Source organism: Nonomuraea wenchangensis, from assembly GCF_900111685.1.
In the GTDB taxonomy this organism is placed as follows: domain Bacteria; phylum Actinomycetota; class Actinomycetes; order Streptosporangiales; family Streptosporangiaceae; genus Nonomuraea; species Nonomuraea wenchangensis.
This window is the reverse complement of sequence record NZ_FOHX01000023.1, coordinates 43,163-58,191: the sequence shown is the minus strand read 5'-3', so window position 1 is coordinate 58,191 and position 15,029 is coordinate 43,163. Positions and strand designations below refer to the sequence as shown.

Annotated in this window: 11 protein-coding genes; 9 read left to right on the top strand and 2 right to left on the bottom strand. The window is 74.5% G+C overall.

Going from position 1 to position 15,029, the window contains the following annotated elements:
* Window positions 1-65: 65 nt before the first annotated feature.
* Genes BMW85_RS43085 through BMW85_RS43060 form a run of 6 tightly spaced genes read left to right on the top strand, consistent with a single transcriptional unit; the run spans window position 66 to window position 7,682 of the window.
* Complete coding sequence (locus tag BMW85_RS43085) at window positions 66-1,118, top strand: sugar ABC transporter substrate-binding protein (RefSeq protein WP_245775412.1); 1,053 nt, start codon at window positions 66-68, stop codon at window positions 1,116-1,118.
* 12 nt (window positions 1,119-1,130) lie between these two features.
* Entirely contained in the window at window positions 1,131-2,645 is a 1,515-nt protein-coding gene (locus BMW85_RS43080) for a sugar ABC transporter ATP-binding protein (RefSeq protein ID WP_091093218.1), read from the top strand.
* A complete protein-coding gene (locus tag BMW85_RS43075; RefSeq protein ID WP_091093217.1) occupies window positions 2,642-3,631 on the top strand; it encodes an ABC transporter permease in 990 nt (329 codons plus the stop codon). Before BMW85_RS43080 ends, BMW85_RS43075 begins: the two co-directional genes overlap by 4 nt.
* Window positions 3,632-4,954: a hypothetical protein gene (locus BMW85_RS43070; protein ID WP_091093215.1), complete on the top strand. Its 1,323-nt coding sequence runs from the start codon at window positions 3,632-3,634 to the stop codon at window positions 4,952-4,954.
* Window positions 4,951-6,165 (top strand): DUF917 domain-containing protein, encoded by a 1,215-nt coding sequence (locus BMW85_RS43065; RefSeq protein ID WP_091093213.1) that lies wholly within the window; start codon window positions 4,951-4,953, stop codon window positions 6,163-6,165. Before BMW85_RS43070 ends, BMW85_RS43065 begins: the two co-directional genes overlap by 4 nt.
* Entirely contained in the window at window positions 6,162-7,682 is a 1,521-nt protein-coding gene (locus BMW85_RS43060; RefSeq protein WP_218156191.1) for a PucR family transcriptional regulator, read from the top strand. Before BMW85_RS43065 ends, BMW85_RS43060 begins: the two co-directional genes overlap by 4 nt.
* 91 nt (window positions 7,683-7,773) lie before the next feature.
* Here BMW85_RS43060 and BMW85_RS43055 read toward each other — a convergent pair whose 3' ends face one another.
* Entirely contained in the window at window positions 7,774-9,483 is a 1,710-nt protein-coding gene (locus BMW85_RS43055) for a hydantoinase B/oxoprolinase family protein (protein ID WP_091093212.1), read from the bottom strand.
* The gene (locus tag BMW85_RS43050; RefSeq protein ID WP_091093210.1) at window positions 9,480-11,528 is read right to left on the bottom strand and encodes a hydantoinase/oxoprolinase family protein; all 2,049 of its coding nucleotides are present in this window, start codon (window positions 11,526-11,528) and stop codon (window positions 9,480-9,482) included. Before BMW85_RS43050 ends, BMW85_RS43055 begins: the two co-directional genes overlap by 4 nt.
* 172 nt (window positions 11,529-11,700) lie before the next feature.
* Between BMW85_RS43050 and BMW85_RS43045 the strand changes: the two genes are divergently transcribed.
* The 3 genes from BMW85_RS43045 (at window position 11,701) to BMW85_RS43035 (ending at window position 15,026) form a co-directional block, all read left to right on the top strand.
* Window positions 11,701-12,552: an NAD(P)-binding domain-containing protein gene (locus BMW85_RS43045; RefSeq protein ID WP_091093209.1), complete on the top strand. Its 852-nt coding sequence runs from the start codon at window positions 11,701-11,703 to the stop codon at window positions 12,550-12,552.
* Window positions 12,553-12,584: 32 nt separating this feature from the next.
* A complete protein-coding gene (locus BMW85_RS43040) occupies window positions 12,585-13,088 on the top strand; it encodes a DUF305 domain-containing protein (protein ID WP_091093207.1) in 504 nt (167 codons plus the stop codon).
* A 99-nt stretch (window positions 13,089-13,187) separates the two neighbouring features.
* On the top strand, window positions 13,188-15,026 hold the full coding sequence (locus BMW85_RS43035) for a serine hydrolase domain-containing protein (RefSeq protein ID WP_091093205.1): 1,839 nt from the start codon (window positions 13,188-13,190) through the stop codon (window positions 15,024-15,026).
* Window positions 15,027-15,029: the final 3 nt, after the last annotated feature.

Here is a 15,029-nt window from a genome sequence, read left to right as displayed (position 1 = left end):
CCCCGGGGGCAAGGCGACGGGCTCTCCACAAGCGTCCAGCCGCGCACCGAGAAACGGGAAAGCCCATGCACATCAGGAAATACGGGCAGGTCAGGAAGACAGGGATGGCCGTCGGCGCCGCCGCCGCGGTCCTCGCGTTCAGCACCGCGTGCGTCGCGCCCGGGTCGGAGACCGGCCCGGCGAGCACCACGGCCGCCTCGCAGGCCGCTCAGGGCGACGACGCGCAGAAGCGGATCGCCTTCTTCGGCTTCGCCCGCGCGAACGCGTTCGCCGTCGCCACCTGGAACGGCATCGAGGAGTACGCCAAGGCCAACAACGCCACGGCCGAGTTCTTCGACCCGAACTTCGACGCCCAGACGCAGGTCCAGCAGATCCAGGACGCGGTCACCAGCAAGCGGTTCGACGTGTTCATCGTGCAGGCCAACGACGGCGCGTCCGTGGTGCCGGCGCTCCGGCAGGCCGTCGCGGCCGGGATCACGGTGGTGGCCGAGTTCACGCCGGTCGGGACCGCGTACGACACGGCCGACTCGCAGGTCCCCGGCGTGGTCACGCTCGTGGACGTGCCCACCGACAACGGCAAGAAGCTCGGCGAGCTCGGCGTCGAGGCGTGCCGCAGCAAGAACCTCGACCCCTGCAAGGTGGCGTACCTGGAGGGCATGAAGTCGCTGCCCCTGGACAACGCCCGCACCGAGGCCGCGGTCAAGGCACTGGAGGCGGCCGACGGCGTCGAGCTGGTCTCCAGGGTGGAGGGCGGCTACACGCGGGAGGGCGGGCGCAAGGCCATGCAGGACGTGCTGCAGGCCCAGCCGGACGTCAACGTCGTCATCGGCAGCTCCCAGGCGATCGCCGGCGCGGAGAGCGTGGTCAAGGGCAAGGGCGTGCTGCTCATCGGCAACGGCGGCTCCCGCCAGGCGGTCAAGGCCGTCCAGGACGGGCGCTGGTTCGCCACCTACTACCTGCCGGAGAAGAGCGCCGGCGCCAAGGCCGCCGAGCTCGGCCTGGCCAAGGCCCGAGGCCAGCAGGTGGAGGAGTCCAACAGCGAGACCGTGCTCGCGCCGAACGACGGCAAGGGCACCAAGGAGGCGCTGGCCGGCGTCGCCGGCGAGTACGACGAGTAGGAGGAGCCGCCGGTGAGGATCGACCTTGAGGGGTTCGGCAAGTCCTACGGCGGCGTGCCCGTCCTGCAGGACGTGTCGTTCACCCTGCACGGCGGCCGGGTGCACGGCCTGCTCGGCGAGAACGGCGCGGGCAAGTCCACGCTGCTCAAGGCGGTGTGCGGGGCGGTGGCCCCGGACACCGGCCGCATCCTGCTGGACGGCCGGCCCATCACGGTCGGCTCGCCCAGGGACGCGCTGCGGCACGGGTTCACGCTCATCTCGCAGGAGCTGGCCCTGGTGCCGGCCATGACCGTGCTGGACAACGTGTACCTCGGGCGCTGGCGCAACCGCCTCGGCTGGCGCGACCGCCGCGCCGACCGGCGGCGCTTCGCCGAGCTGAGCGAGCGGACCGGGTTCGAGCTGGACCCGTCCGCGCTGGTCAGGGATCTGCCGATCGCCGCGCAGCAGCAGGTCGAGGTGCTGCGCGCGCTGGCCTCGGGCGCGTCGGTCATCGGCATGGACGAGCCGACCGCGCTGCTGACCCAGAACGAGACCGAGCGCCTGATGGAGGTCATCAGGCGCCTCGCCGCCGACGGCGCGGCCGTGGTGCTCATCTCGCACTTCCTGGAGGAGGTGCTGTCGGTCTGCGACGACGTCACCGTGCTGCGCGACGGCCGGCACATCAAGACCGGCCCGGCCGCGGAGCAGACGCCGCAGAGCCTGGTCGGTGACATGGTGGGCCGGCCGGTCGAGCTGCTCTACCCCGAGCCGCGGCCGGTGCGCGAGGACGCTCCGGTGCTGCTCAGCGCCCGCGGCCTGCGCCGCGGCAGCGCCGTACGGGACGTGTCGCTGGACATCCGCGCGGGCGAGATCGTCGGCATCGCCGGCCTGGTGGGCAGCGGACGCTCCGAGACGCTGCGCGCGATCTTCGGCGCGGACGCGCCCGACGCGGGCGTGGTCGAGGTGGCCGGCCGGCCGGTGCCCGCGGGCTCCCCCGCCCGCGCCATGAAGGCCGGGCTCGCCATGGTGCCGGAGTCCCGCAAGGACCAGGGCCTCGTGCTCGGCCGCTCGGTCCGCGAGAACGTGGCCCTCGCCAGCCTCGGCAGCCGGCAGCGGGCCGGGTTCGTCCGGGGCGGGGCCGAGCGCGAGGCCGCGGGCGCCATGCTCGGCGGGCTCGACGTACGCGGCTCCGACCTCGGCGGCCCGGTGTGGACGCTGTCGGGCGGCAACCAGCAGAAGGTGCTGTTCGGCAAGTGGCTCATGGACCGCCCCAAGGTCCTGATGGTGGACGAGCCCACCCGCGGCGTGGACGTGGGCGCCAAGGGCCAGATCCACCAGCTCCTGGTCGAGCTGGCCGCCGAGGGCATGGCGGTGCTGGTGGTCTCCTCCGAGGTGGAGGAGGTGCTGGGCCTGGCGCACCGGGTGCTGGTCATGCGGCACGGCCGCTTCGTCGGGGAGTTCGAGCGCGGCCGGGCCACCCCCGAGCAGGTCGTCGCGCTGGCCTTCGCCGACACCCCCGACACCGAACTTCCTGAGGAGAACCGATGACCGCCACCACCGCGGACGTCAAGGCGGACGTGAAAGCCGCGCCCGGCCGTTCGGCCCGGCTGCGCGACCTGGGGATCGTGCTCGGCGTGGTCCTCATCATCGTGGTGCTGTCGATCAGCACCTCGACCTTCCTCACCACGGGCAACCTGGTCAACCTGCTCGACCAGGCAGCCGTGGTGGGGCTGCTGGCCACCGCCGCCACCCTGGTGATCATCTCGGGGTCGTTCGACCTGTCGATCACCGCGGTGCTGGCCCTGTCGGCGATCGTCGCCGTCGCGGTCACGAACGTGGCCGGGGTCGGCCCCGGCATGATCGCCGGCGTGCTGGCCGGCGCGGTGCTCGGCACGATCAACGGCATCGTGGTCGTCCGGATCAAGGTGCACTCGTTCATCGCGACGCTGGCGCTCAGCATCATCTACCGGGGCCTGGCGGTGATCCTCACGGCCGGCGCGATCGTCTACCCGGCCGAGGACCGGCTCACCGCCTTCCAGGCGCTGAGCTGGCCCACCGTGCTCGGCGGCGTGACCGCGGCGTCGCTGCTGTTCCTCGCCGTGGTCGCGGTCTGCTGGATCGTGCTGGCCCGCACCACGTTCGGCCGCCGCGTGTACGCGATCGGCGGCAACGAGGAGGCCGCCCGGCTGTCCGGCATCAGGGTCGGGCAGATCAAGGTGGCGGTGTTCGCCATCAGCGGCGTGTGCGCGGCGCTCGGCGGGCTCATCCTGGCCTCCCGCGGCGGGTCCGCGCAGGCGAGCCTCGCCACCGGCATGGAGATGACCGCCATCGCCGCGGCCGTCGTCGGCGGCACCAGCGTCATGGGCGGCGAGGGCGCGATCTGGCGCGGCCTGATCGGCGTCCTGCTCATCACGCTGATCGGCAACGGCTTCAACCTGCTGGGCTGGGATACGATATATCAGCAGGTCGTACAGGGTGCGCTCATCCTCGGCGCGGTGAGCCTCGACCGGCTGCTGCGAGGCCGAAGGAGCTAGGTGGAGGGCGCGCGGATCGGGATCCTGCTGGGTGCGGGGCGCGCGCACGCCGCACTCGTCGGCGACGGCGAGCCCCGCCACGCCACCGGCCCCAACGCGAGCGAGCGGGTCCTCGCCCGGATGCTGCGCGGCCTCGCGGGCGGCACCCGTGTCGGCTCCGTCACCTGGGATGTCTCCGCCGAGCTCGACCCCGCCCTGGCCGGCACGCCGGTCGCGGTCGTGCGCGTCGTGCCCCGGCTGCCCGCGGGCGGGCTCGGCTCCGGCCACCCCTCCCCGCTGCTGCGGTCCCTGCAGGCGCGGCGGGGCGCGGTGATCGGCGGCCACGACCTGTTCGGCGTCGAGCTGGCGCCGCTCGACATCTACGCCGTCCTCGCCGAGGCCGCCGCGGCCCGCGGCATCCCCGCGCTCGCGGTGACCGCGAGCGGTGCGCCCGGCTGCGCCGACCACGAGCTGGCCGCGGCCGAGCTGGTCCACGACACCCGCCCCGAGGCGCGGGTGTCGCTGTCCCACCAGGTGGGCGGGCTGGGGCTGCTCGACAGGGAGGCCGCCACCGTCATCAACGCGGCGCTGCTGGCGCGGGCGGCCGAGCTGGCCGAGCGGTGCGTACGGGTGGGCGAGCTGGTAGGGCCAGGGGTGTCCACCTGGTTCGCGGCCGGCGACGGCGGGCGCATCTCGGCCGAACGGCTACGGCTGCTGCCGGTGCTCGCCCTCGCCGCGTCGGAGGCGGCCGCGCTGACCGGCGCGGCCCGGCTGGCCGGCATCGGGGACGCGCTGGTGGGGCTCGCCCTGCCGGACGCGCTCGCCGTGGGCCACGTCACGGGCGGCCTGCCCGAGGTCACCGTCGACCGGCCGGGGCCCGGCGGGGTGCGCATGGCGGTGCCGACCGCGTCGCTGACCCGCATCCCCGGCTCCCCCTCGGCCTCGGCCGCCGCGTTCGCCCTGCTCGCCGAGCACGAACCCGACCAGGCGGTGGTGGCCGCCGGCTCCGCCGGCGAGGCGGCCGGACGGGCACATGCCGTCGCCGCCCGGCTGCCCGCACCAGGACGGCTGGTGCTGCCCGGCGGCGAGCTCGCGGCCGTCGGCGCGGCCTGCACCGAGCCGACGGCCTGGCTGGACACCGTCGTCTACGCCGAGTCGCGCGAGGAGCTGGACCGCCAGCGCGGCATCGCCGAGCAGCGCGCGCTGACGCTGGTGGCCGAGAGCGGCGCCCGGCTCGGCAGCGAGCGCGTGGTCAGCTCGCGGGCGGTGTCGATGTCGTTCCTGCGCAGCGGCTCCTACCGGCTGATGGTCCGCGCGGGCGGCGAGGCGGGCGAAGACACGTGAGCGAGCGGCTGATCACCGCCGCCGACGTGCCCGCGCTGCTGGCCGGGGCGGAGTTCTTCTCCACCAGCGCGGCGGGCGAGGGCATCGACTTCGCCGGCGTCTGGCTCGGCGACATCCTGGACCACACCGGCCCCGTACGCCTGGTCGCGGCCGGCGACCTCGACCCCGGCACCGCCTGCGCCGCCATCGGCGCCATGGGCTCCACCACCGCCATGGCCGAGCTGCCGCCCTCCGGCGACGAGCCGGCCGTGCTGGCGCGCAGCCTGGAGGGCCGGTGCGGGCCGCTCGGCGCGGTGCTGCCGCTCAACGCCGCCAGCGTCAACGCGCTGTTCCCGGTGGCGGCGGCGGCGCTGCTCGGGCTGCCGCTCATCGACTGCGACGGCATGGGGCGGGTGTTCCCGCTCATCCACCAGACGACGTTCGAGCTGGCCGGGCTGTCGCTGGCGCCCATGGCGGCGGTCAGCGCCGGCTACGACTCGCTGCTGCTGGAGACCGGGTCGGCGCGGGCCGAGCGGCTGGCGCGGGTCGTGGCGCAGAGCGCCGGCGGGTGGCTGCTGTGCGCGCTCTACCCGACGCGGGTGGGCGAGCTGGCGGGGGCGGCGATCCCGGGCTCGATGAGCCGGGTGCTGGAGGTCGGCCGCGTCCTGCTCGCCCACGCGCCCGGCCGCCCCGCCTGGACCGGCGGCCCGGCCCACCCACCCTGGGAGAGCGGCCCCGCGCCGGACGGCGGCCCCTCCTGGGAGGGCGGGCCTTATCGGGAGGGCGGGCCGGGGGCGCGGCGGGTTGTGGCGCCTCATGAGCGGCTGCTGGCCGAGCTGACCGCCGTCACGGGCGCAAGCGTGCTCGGCGGCGGGCGGCTGGTCGAGATCGGGCCCTCGGTACGCCAGGCCGCCGCCCTCTTCCCCGGCAACCCGGTGGGCCTGGCCGTGCACGACCACGACAGCGGCCGGCTGATCCGCATCGAGGCGCACAACGAGCTGATCCTCGCGCTGTCCGACGGCTCGCTGGCGGCGGCCGTACCCGACCTGCTGTGCCTGCTGGACCGGGGCACGCTGCGCATGACCGGCCCCGGCAGGCTGACCGCGGGCGACCTGGTGGACGTGCTGGTCGTGCCCGCCGCGCCGCTCTGGCACACGATCCCCGGCCTGGCGCTCGGCGGCCCCGGCGCGTTCGGCTTCCCGCTACGGCACCCGAAGGAGGCGAGCCGTTGAGCAGCGTACGCGCCCCGCGCGTCGCCGAGCAGCTCACCGTGGACGAGCTGGTCAGGTACGGCCCGCTGGGCCGCGCCCAGATGCTGGTCGGCGAGGACCTCGGCCGGCGGGTGTCCCGTGTGGCGCTGGTGTCGGAGCTGGACCAGATCCGCTCGCACGGCCCCGGCACGGTCGTCGTGCTGTCGGCCACGCTCGGCCACGGCGCGTGGATGGTGGAGTCGGCGCTCCGCCTGGCGTGGGAGCGCAGCGCGTCCTGCCTGGTCAGCCCGGCCGAGGCGGGCCCGACCTCGGCGACGGCGCAGCTCGCCACGCGGATGCGGCTGCCGGTGTTCGCGGTGGGCGAGGACCCGGCCGCGTACGCGCTGGAGCTGGCCGCCGTGGTCGCCAGCCCCGAGGCGGCGCGGGCCCGGCTGGCGGCCCGCTGCGCGGAGCTGTTCACCGAGCGCAGCAGTCCGCGCGGCATCCTCGGCGTGATCAACGCGGAGGTGCCCGGCGTGACGGCGGCGCTGCTGCTGCCGGACGGGCACCTGCTGGCCGGGCAGTCGGCGGCGGCGCGGGCCGAGCACCAGGTACGGGTGGAGGTCCCCGGCCCGGACGGCCGCCGCTGGGCCGACCTCGTCGCCGGCCTGGCCGCTCCCCCGGCCCCGACGTGGGCGGAGAGCGTACGGCTGATCCTGCGCCTGGCGCGCGCCCCGCTGACGACGTCGGTGGCGCGGGAGCGGGTGAGCGCCGTCTACGGCGCCGAGCAGGCGAGGGCCGCGCTGGCGGCGCTGTTCGCCCGGCCCGGTGGCGCCGTGGAGGCCGAGCCGGGCGTGGACCTGCCGGGCTGGCGGCTGGAGGGGCGGCACGTGGCGGTGTTCCTGCGCACCGATCCCGCGCTGGAGGGCGCCGGCCTGTCGCCGGGCGTGGTGTCGGCCTGGCAGGAGGTGCTGCCCGAGCTGCCGCTCGCCCCGTGGCAGGACGGCTGGGCGAGCTGGTGGACCGAGCCGGAGATCGAGTCCGGCCAGGTCGCGGCGGCGCTGCGCAGGCACCTGGCCAGGATGCGCGTCCCGGTGCCGCTCAGCGCCGGCGTGGGCCGGGCCGCGGAGGGCGGCGAGGGGCTGCGCGCCTCGCTGGAGCAGGCGGTGCTGGCCGCGGGCGCGACCGTCCGGCTCGGGCACGGCGAGGTGCGCACGTTCGACGAGCTCGGCTACCGGGCGCTGCTCGGCACGCTCGGCCAGGCGGAGCTGGCCGCCGCCGCGCGGCTGGTGCTGGCCGACCTGCTTGCCGCGCCCGACGGGCCGGTGCTGGTGGTGACCCTGGCCGCGGTGCTCGACTGCGGCGGCTCGACCGGGCGCGCGGCGGCGCGGCTCGGCCTGCACCGCAACACGGTGCTCGGCCGGGTGGAGCGCATCCGCGCCCGGGGCGTCGACTTCGACCACCCCGACCAGCGGCTCGCGCTCCACCTGGCCTGCTACGCGCTGCTGCCCGAGCTCCAGAACGGCCGGCAGGCGGCGACCCAGCAGCCGAGCCAGTAGACCGGCCGGCAGCCAGGCAGGTCGGCCGACCGGCGCGCAGAACGGCCGGCCCCGGAGCGAGATGCTCCGGGGCCGGCCGCCGCCCCGCTGGTCAGGCGGAGAAGGAGTAGACCTCCCCGGCCCGCGAGGCCGAGACCTGGCCGTCGAGCACGTCGGCCCGTACCGCCTCGGCGTCACGCTCGGCCGGGTCGCCGAAGCCGCCGCCACCACCGGTCTTGCAGAGGATGACGTCGCCCTTCTTCAGCTTCATGCCGTTGCACTTCAGCAGGCGGCGCTCGTCCTCCCTGCCCGGGTTGACGATGATCTCCGGCGGGGTGGCGTCGTGGCCGCCGAACAGGCCCCAGGCGGGCGTCAGCGAACGCTCGAACCACAGCGACACCGTGCAGTCGTGCAGCGCGGTGTACTCACGGACGACGCCGTTGCCGCCGCGGAAGCGGCCGGCGCCGCCGGAGTCGGGGCGGATGGCGTACTCGCTGATCCGGAACGGGTAGCGGGTCTCGAACACCTCGACCGGGATGTCCTTGAGCGAGCCGTTCACGTTGTTGATCAGCGCGGTCTCGCCGTCGGAGCCGTCCCAGGCGCCCCAGCCGCCGAGCGTGGCCTCCAGGCTGACGTAGTCGCGCTTGGTGCGCGGGTCGGTGCCGGCCAGCAGGACGATCATCGAGTCACCGTGGCTGGCCCCGGCGACCTTGTCCGGCATGGCGGGGGCGAGCGCCTTGGCCACCATGTCGATGAGCAGGCCGAGGTGCGAGAAGTACCACTGGCAGGCGGCCGGCGCCACCGCGCCGAACACCGATCCCTCCCTGACCTGGACGGTCATCGGGCGGAACGAGCCGCCGTTGCCGGGCACGTCCGGGCTGACCAGCAGCTTGTAGCCGACCCGGCAGGCCGAGACGGTCTGCGAGACGCCGCAGTTGACCGGGCCGACGGTCTGGTCGGCGGAGTCGCGGACGTCGAAGTCGATCTCCGAGCCGGACACCGTGATCTTCAACCTGATCGGGACCGTCGTGTCCAGGTCGATGCCGTCGTTGTCGAGGCAGCCCTCGGCCTCGTACACGCCGTCGGGGATGGCCGCGATGACCTCGCGCTCCAGGCGCTCGGTCTGGGCGAAGATCTCGTCGCGGGCGGCGCGGAGGGTGTCCAGGCCCCACCGGCGCACGATCTCCTCCAGGCGGGCCTGGCCCATCTTGATCGTGGCGATCATGGCGTGCATGTCACCGCTGGTCTGGTACGGGAAGCGCACGTTCGTGGCGATCGTGCTCATCGCGCCGTGGACGTCCACGCCGCCCTCGACCAGCTTCTGCGGCGCGAGCCGCAGGCCCTCCTGGAAGATGTTGACCGAGTCCATGGAGCCGCCGGGGTCCTTGGAGCCGACGTCGATCCAGTGGGCGCGGGTGGCGGTGAAGCCGACCAGCTCCTCGTCCACGAAGACGGGGCCGAAGATGGTCACGTCGTTGAGGTGGGTGCCGCCGAGGTAGCTGTCGTTGAGGATCCACACGTCGCCCGGCTGCCACACCTCCCGTCCGAACTGCTCCTCGGTGGCCTTGGTGCAGGTCTCCAGGTTGCCCAGGAAGATCGGCAGGCCGGCGGACTGGCCGAGGACCTGGTGCTGGTCGTCCAGCAGGGCCACGACGCAGTCGCCGCACTCGTAGATGATGGGGGTGTACGCCGAGCGGATGAGCGTGGCGTTCATGTCGTCGGCCGCGGCGGACAGCGCGTTGCGGATGATCTCGACGACGACCGGGTCGACGGTCTTGGCGTCGGCGGTCTGGACGTCGGCGGTCTGGGCGGGGGTGGTCACTGCTCCTCCTCGGTGTTGCGAACGACCAGCGAGCCGATGGGGTCGACCGACACGGAGAAGCCGGGCGGGACGACCGTGGTGGCGGTGCTCTCCACGATGATCGCCGGGCCCTCGAACGCGTGTCCGGCGGACAGCGCCTCGCGGCGCACCAGGATGGTCGGGCGGGCCTGCCCGTCGAAGACGACCTCGCGCGTCTCGTGCGCGAAGTCCGGCCCCTGCGCCTGCCCGACCTGCTCGGCGGCGCCGCGGCCGAGGTCGCCGAAGGCGGTGGTGCGCAGCGTCACGAACTCGATGGGCGCGCCCAGGTTGGCGTGGCCGTAGCGGGTCTCGTGCTGCTGGGCGAAGCGCTTGGCGATGACCTCGACGAAGCCCTCGGCGGCCGGCTCGTCGGCGTCGGACAGCGGCACGGTGAGCGTGTACTCCTGGGCCGCGTACCGGATGTCCACGGCGTGCTCGACGCGGCGGTTCTCCTCCGGGACGCCCTCGCCGGCCAGCGAGGCGAGGCCCTCCTCTGCCATGCCGCGCAGCTTGGCCGCCATGTCGGCGCCGTCGAGGTCGGCGTCGAGGTGGAAGTAGGTGTCGGAGAAGTCCTTGCGGATGTCGGTCTGCAGCATGCCCCAGGCGGAGAACGCGCCGGGGAAGCGCGGCACGACGACCTCCTTGATGCCCAGCTCGCGGGCGAGGAAGACGGCGTGCATGGGCCCGGCGCCGCCGAAGGCGACGAGCGTGAACTCGCGCGGCTCGATGCCCCGCGAGACGGTGATCGTCCTGATGGCCTGGGCCATCTTGGCGTTGGCGACGTCGCAGACGCCCTCGGCGATGGCGAGGGTGTCCAGGCCGAGTCCCTGGCCGACGGTGTCGAGCGCGCGGCGGGCCGCCTCGGTGTCGAGGTCCAGCGTGCCGCCCGCGAACCAGTCGGGGTCGATGCGGCCGAGCACGAGGTTGGCGTCGGTCACGGTCGGCTCGGTGCCGCCGCGGCCGTAACAGGCCGGGCCGGGGGTCGCGCCGGCCGAGCGCGGGCCGACGCGCAGGCCGCCCGCCTCCAGCCAGGCCACCGAGCCGCCGCCGGCGCCGATGGTGTGGATGTTGACGACGCTCATGAGCATCGGCAGGCCCTCGATGTTGGCCTCGGGCGAGATGTCCGGCTGGCCGTCGATGACCAGCGAGACGTCGAACGAGGTGCCGCCCATGTCCACGCCGATGAGGTTGGGCCGGTCGATGGCGCGGGCCAGCTCGACGCCGCCCATGGCGCCGCCGACGGGGCCGGACAGCAGCGTCTGCAGCGGGCGGCGGCGGGCCGACTCCGCGGTCAGGATGCCGCCGGAGGACTGCATGACGTGCATCGGCACGGTGAGCCCGCGCTCCTTGAGGTTGGTCTCAAGACGCTCCAGGTAGCGGCGCACGACCGGGCCGGTGTACGCCTCGACCACGGCGGAGGAGGTGCGCTCGTACTCGCGCCACTCCTTGGCGGCCTCGTGCGACAGCGACACCGTCACCTCGCCGCCCAGCTCCTCCAGCAGGATCTCCCTCGTACGCAGCTCGTGCGCCGGGTCCAGGTAGCTGAAAAGGTAGGCCACCGCGATCGCGCCGAACCCGCCCTCACGGTAGCGGCGGGCGGCCTCGCGCACGGCCTGCTCGTCCAGCGGCTCCAGCTCCTCGCCCGCGGCGTCGAAACGTCCGCCGACCTCCACGATGTCGCGCTTCGGCACCAGCGGCTCGGGCTTGCGGAAGTGCAGGTCGTACAGGCGGGTACGGGGGCCACGGGCGATGTGGTACGTGTCGCCCGCTCCCTTGGAGGCCAGCAGCAGCACCTTGACCCCGCGCCGTTCGAGGAAGGCGTTGAGTCCCTGGGTGGTGCCGTGCACGGTGAACGAGATGTCACGGGGGGAGTCCACCAAGGACTCCAGCGCGGTCAGCACACCCCTCGTCAGATCGTCGGGCGTGGTGGACGACTTGCCGACATGGTAGCGGCCGGTCGTCTCGTCGTACCCGATGACGTCGGTGAACGTGCCGCCGATATCCATGGAGACCCGGTATCGGCTCATGGGCGAGCTCCTCTCTAGCAAGGCGGTGACGCGACGGTAGTCCTGTCACGATCGTCGTGGGTGTGCGCGGCGACCACTCCCCCGGCGGTTCACCGTGCCCGGGGCCCTGTCGGGGGGTGCGGGGCTGCGGCAGACTGGCGCGGCAGCCGAGCCGAGACGGGGGGAGACGCGCGTGGCCGGGCCGCCGTACCTGGGAGACGAGCAGATCCGGCGCATGTTGCCGATGGAACACGCGGTGATGGCGCTGGAGGCGGCCTTCCGCGCGGGCCCGCCCGGGCCCGACGCGCCCGCCGCCCGCGCCGGGCTGGGGGGCGGTGAGCTGGTGCTGTCGGCGGGCGAACGCGGCCGATGGGCCGCCGCCCGCCTCGCCACCACCCCCGCACCCCGCGTCCCTGTCCCTGAGCCCGGCCTCGGGGAGGATGCGGTGCTCGTCGTGTTCGACGCGGCCGAGCTGCGTCCGCGGCTGCTGCTCGACGCGCGGGCGCTCGCCGTGCTGCGGGCGGCGGCGGCGAGCGCGCTCGCGACCCGGCACCTGGCCAAGGCCGACGCCCGGCGGCTGGTGGTGCTCGGGACCGGCGACGACGCCCGCGCGCACGTACGGGCCATGCTCGCGGTACGCCAGCCCGACGAGGTGCGCGTCGTCGGCCCGGACCCCCGCCGGGCCCGCCGCCTGGCCGGGGAGCTGGACGCCGAGCACGGCGCGAAGGTCGTCCCCGGCGACCCGGACGACGTGGCGGAGGCGGACATCGTGTGCGTCTGCCTGCCCGGCCCGCTGTTCCCCGGCCCGATCCCGGGGCCAGGGTCGCACGTCAACGTGGTCGGCGGCCGGACGCCGGAGGCCGGGAGCTGGCGGCCTTACGTGGTGGGCGAGCACGCGGGGGTGCCCGGCTGCGACACCGACCTGCACCACGTGCTCACCGGCGAGGGCGCCCCGCCGCCCGGCGCGCCGACGTTGTTCACCTCCTCGGGGCTGATCGCCGAGGATCTGGTCCTGGCCGCGGAGCTGGCCGCCAAACTCGGCTGAACCCGGGCGTCGCCGCCCGCGTACCCTCCTACATGCGCTTCAGGATGACCACGGCCGCCCTGCTGACGACCCTGCTGACGACCCCGCTGGCCGCCGGGTGCGCCGCGGCCGGCGCCGATCCGGGCTACTCGCAGGCCGACGTGCGGTTCAACCAGCAGATGATCACCCATCACCGCGAGACGATCCACCTCGCCGGGCTGGCCGTCGAGCGCGGCTCCGGCGCGTACGTACGCGACCTCGGCACCAAGCTCATCCCCAAGGAGCAGGCCGACATCAAGGCGATGTCGGACTGGCTCACGTCCTGGGACCAGCCGGTGCCGAAGGAGGAGACCTCGGCGGCGGGCGCCGAGCTGAAGGCCGGGCCGGGCTTCGACCGGGGCTGGCTGACGCTGGTGTCCAAGCATCTCGAACACGGCATCCACATGGCCGAGGAGGTCCGGACGGGCGGCGTGCACGGGCCGACGCGCGAGCTGGCCGACCGCATCGTCAAGGCGCAGACCGAGGAGATCGCGGAGATCGCCGGACACCTGGACTGAGCGGCGCCCCTTCTGACAACGATTCCCTCGTCTGTGCCGCGCGGTCGTAAGATCGTCCGCGCGCCTCGCCCCGGGGGCTCGACGTGAGGAGTGAACCGCATGGAACGCAGACGTTTTCTCGCCCTGGCCGGCGCCGCGGGCCTGGCCGCCGCCGGGTCCGCCGCGCCGGCGCTGGCGGCGACCTACCCCTTCCACGACGCGGGCGTCACCGCCGAGGCGCACGCGAAGCTGGGCGAGCTGGCGCCGTACGGGGTGACGGCGTTCGCGTTCACGCCGTCCGGCGGCTGGGTGGTCGTCACCCAGGACGGCCGCTACTTCGCCCGCGGCATCCCCGACGCCTGCTTCACCGAGCTGGGGGCGCTGTCCAAGGCGGGCCGGCGGATCCACTGCCTGGCCTTCCCGCCTGAGGGCGGCGACCGCTGGGTGATCACCACGGACAAGGGCGTGTCGGCGCGCGGCCTGCCGGCGGCCTGCCTGGACCGGATCAAGTCCTATTACGCCGCCGGGCAGCAGGTCGTGGACGTGGCGTTCCCGCCGGCGGGCGGCGACCGGTGGGTGGTGACCGCCGCGAACGCCTTCTACGCCAAGGGCGTGGACGACGAGTGCTACCAGATGATGCGCAACCTCACCCAGGGCGGCCGCAAGCTGACCCGGGTGGCCTTCCCCAAGGCGGGCGGCTGGGTGGTGGTGGCGCAGGACGAGTACTTCGCGCGCAACATCCCCGACGCCTGCTTCACGAAGATGGGAACGCTGGCGGGCGGCGGCTGGCAGGTGCACACCGTGGCGTTCGCGCCGGGCGGCGGCTGGGTGTTGAGCACCCGCGGCAAGGTGCCCGCGCTGCCCGCCGACAAGGTGCGCAAGGTCGAGAACGCGGTCGGCGGCGCGACGCTCTGGCAGCGCATGAACGCCTACCACACGCCGGGCGTCACGGTCGCCGTGGTCGTCGGCAACAAGATCGCCTGGTCCACCGGCTACGGTCGGCTGGAGGCGGGCGGCGCGGCGGCGGCCCATCCGGAGAGCGCGTTCCAGGCCGCCTCGATCAGCAAGGCGGTGACGGCGCTCGGCGTGCTGCGCCTGGCGCAGACCGGCGGCCCGGCCCTGAGCGCCGACGTCCGGCCGCACCTCGGCTGGACGCTGCCGCAGCGCGACTGCGTGACCTCCACCGCGGCCCCGACCATCGACCGGCTGCTCGCCCACCGGGCCGGCGTCGTCGGCCGCGGCTCGACCTCGCCGGCCGGCGCCTGCTCCGGGTTCGCCTCAGGCGGCGGCGGCTTCGCCGGCTACGGGCCCGACGCCGCCGTGCCGACGCTGCTGCAGGTCATGAACGGCGAGGGCAACTCGCCGAAGATCGAGCTGACGACCGCGCCCGGCGCCGAGTACCACTACTCCGGCGCGGGCTTCGTGCTGCTGCAGCGCATGCTGGAGCAGCGGACCGGCGGGACGCTGGCGGACTACATGCGGACGGAGGTGTTCGCGCCGCTCGGCATGACGACCAGCTCGTACGCGCTCGCGCCCGCCTTCGAGCTGGCCGCCGGCCACACCGCGACCGGCGCCGTGATCCCCGGCAAGCGCAACCGCTACCCGGAGTCGGCCGCCGCCGGCCTCTACACGAACGTGCTCGACCTGTGCCGGCTGGTGTCCTGGCTCAACCGGGCGTACACCGCCTCCGCCGACATCGCCGGCCCGCTCAGCAGGGCGTCGGTGCGTACGCTGCTGTCGGAGGGCCCGCAGCCGGGCATGGGACGCGGGCTGTTCCTCGCCGGCGCGGGGACCGACGGCTTCTCCTACAGCCACGACGGCTCCAACTACGGCTTCCGCTCGCTGTTCCAGGGCTACCCGAAGCTCGGCGCCGGGTTCGCCGTGCTCGCCAACGGCAGCGACGCCGGCCTGGTGACCGAGATCGCCGCCGCGATCAAGAAGGTCTACGGCTGGCCGTAGGAG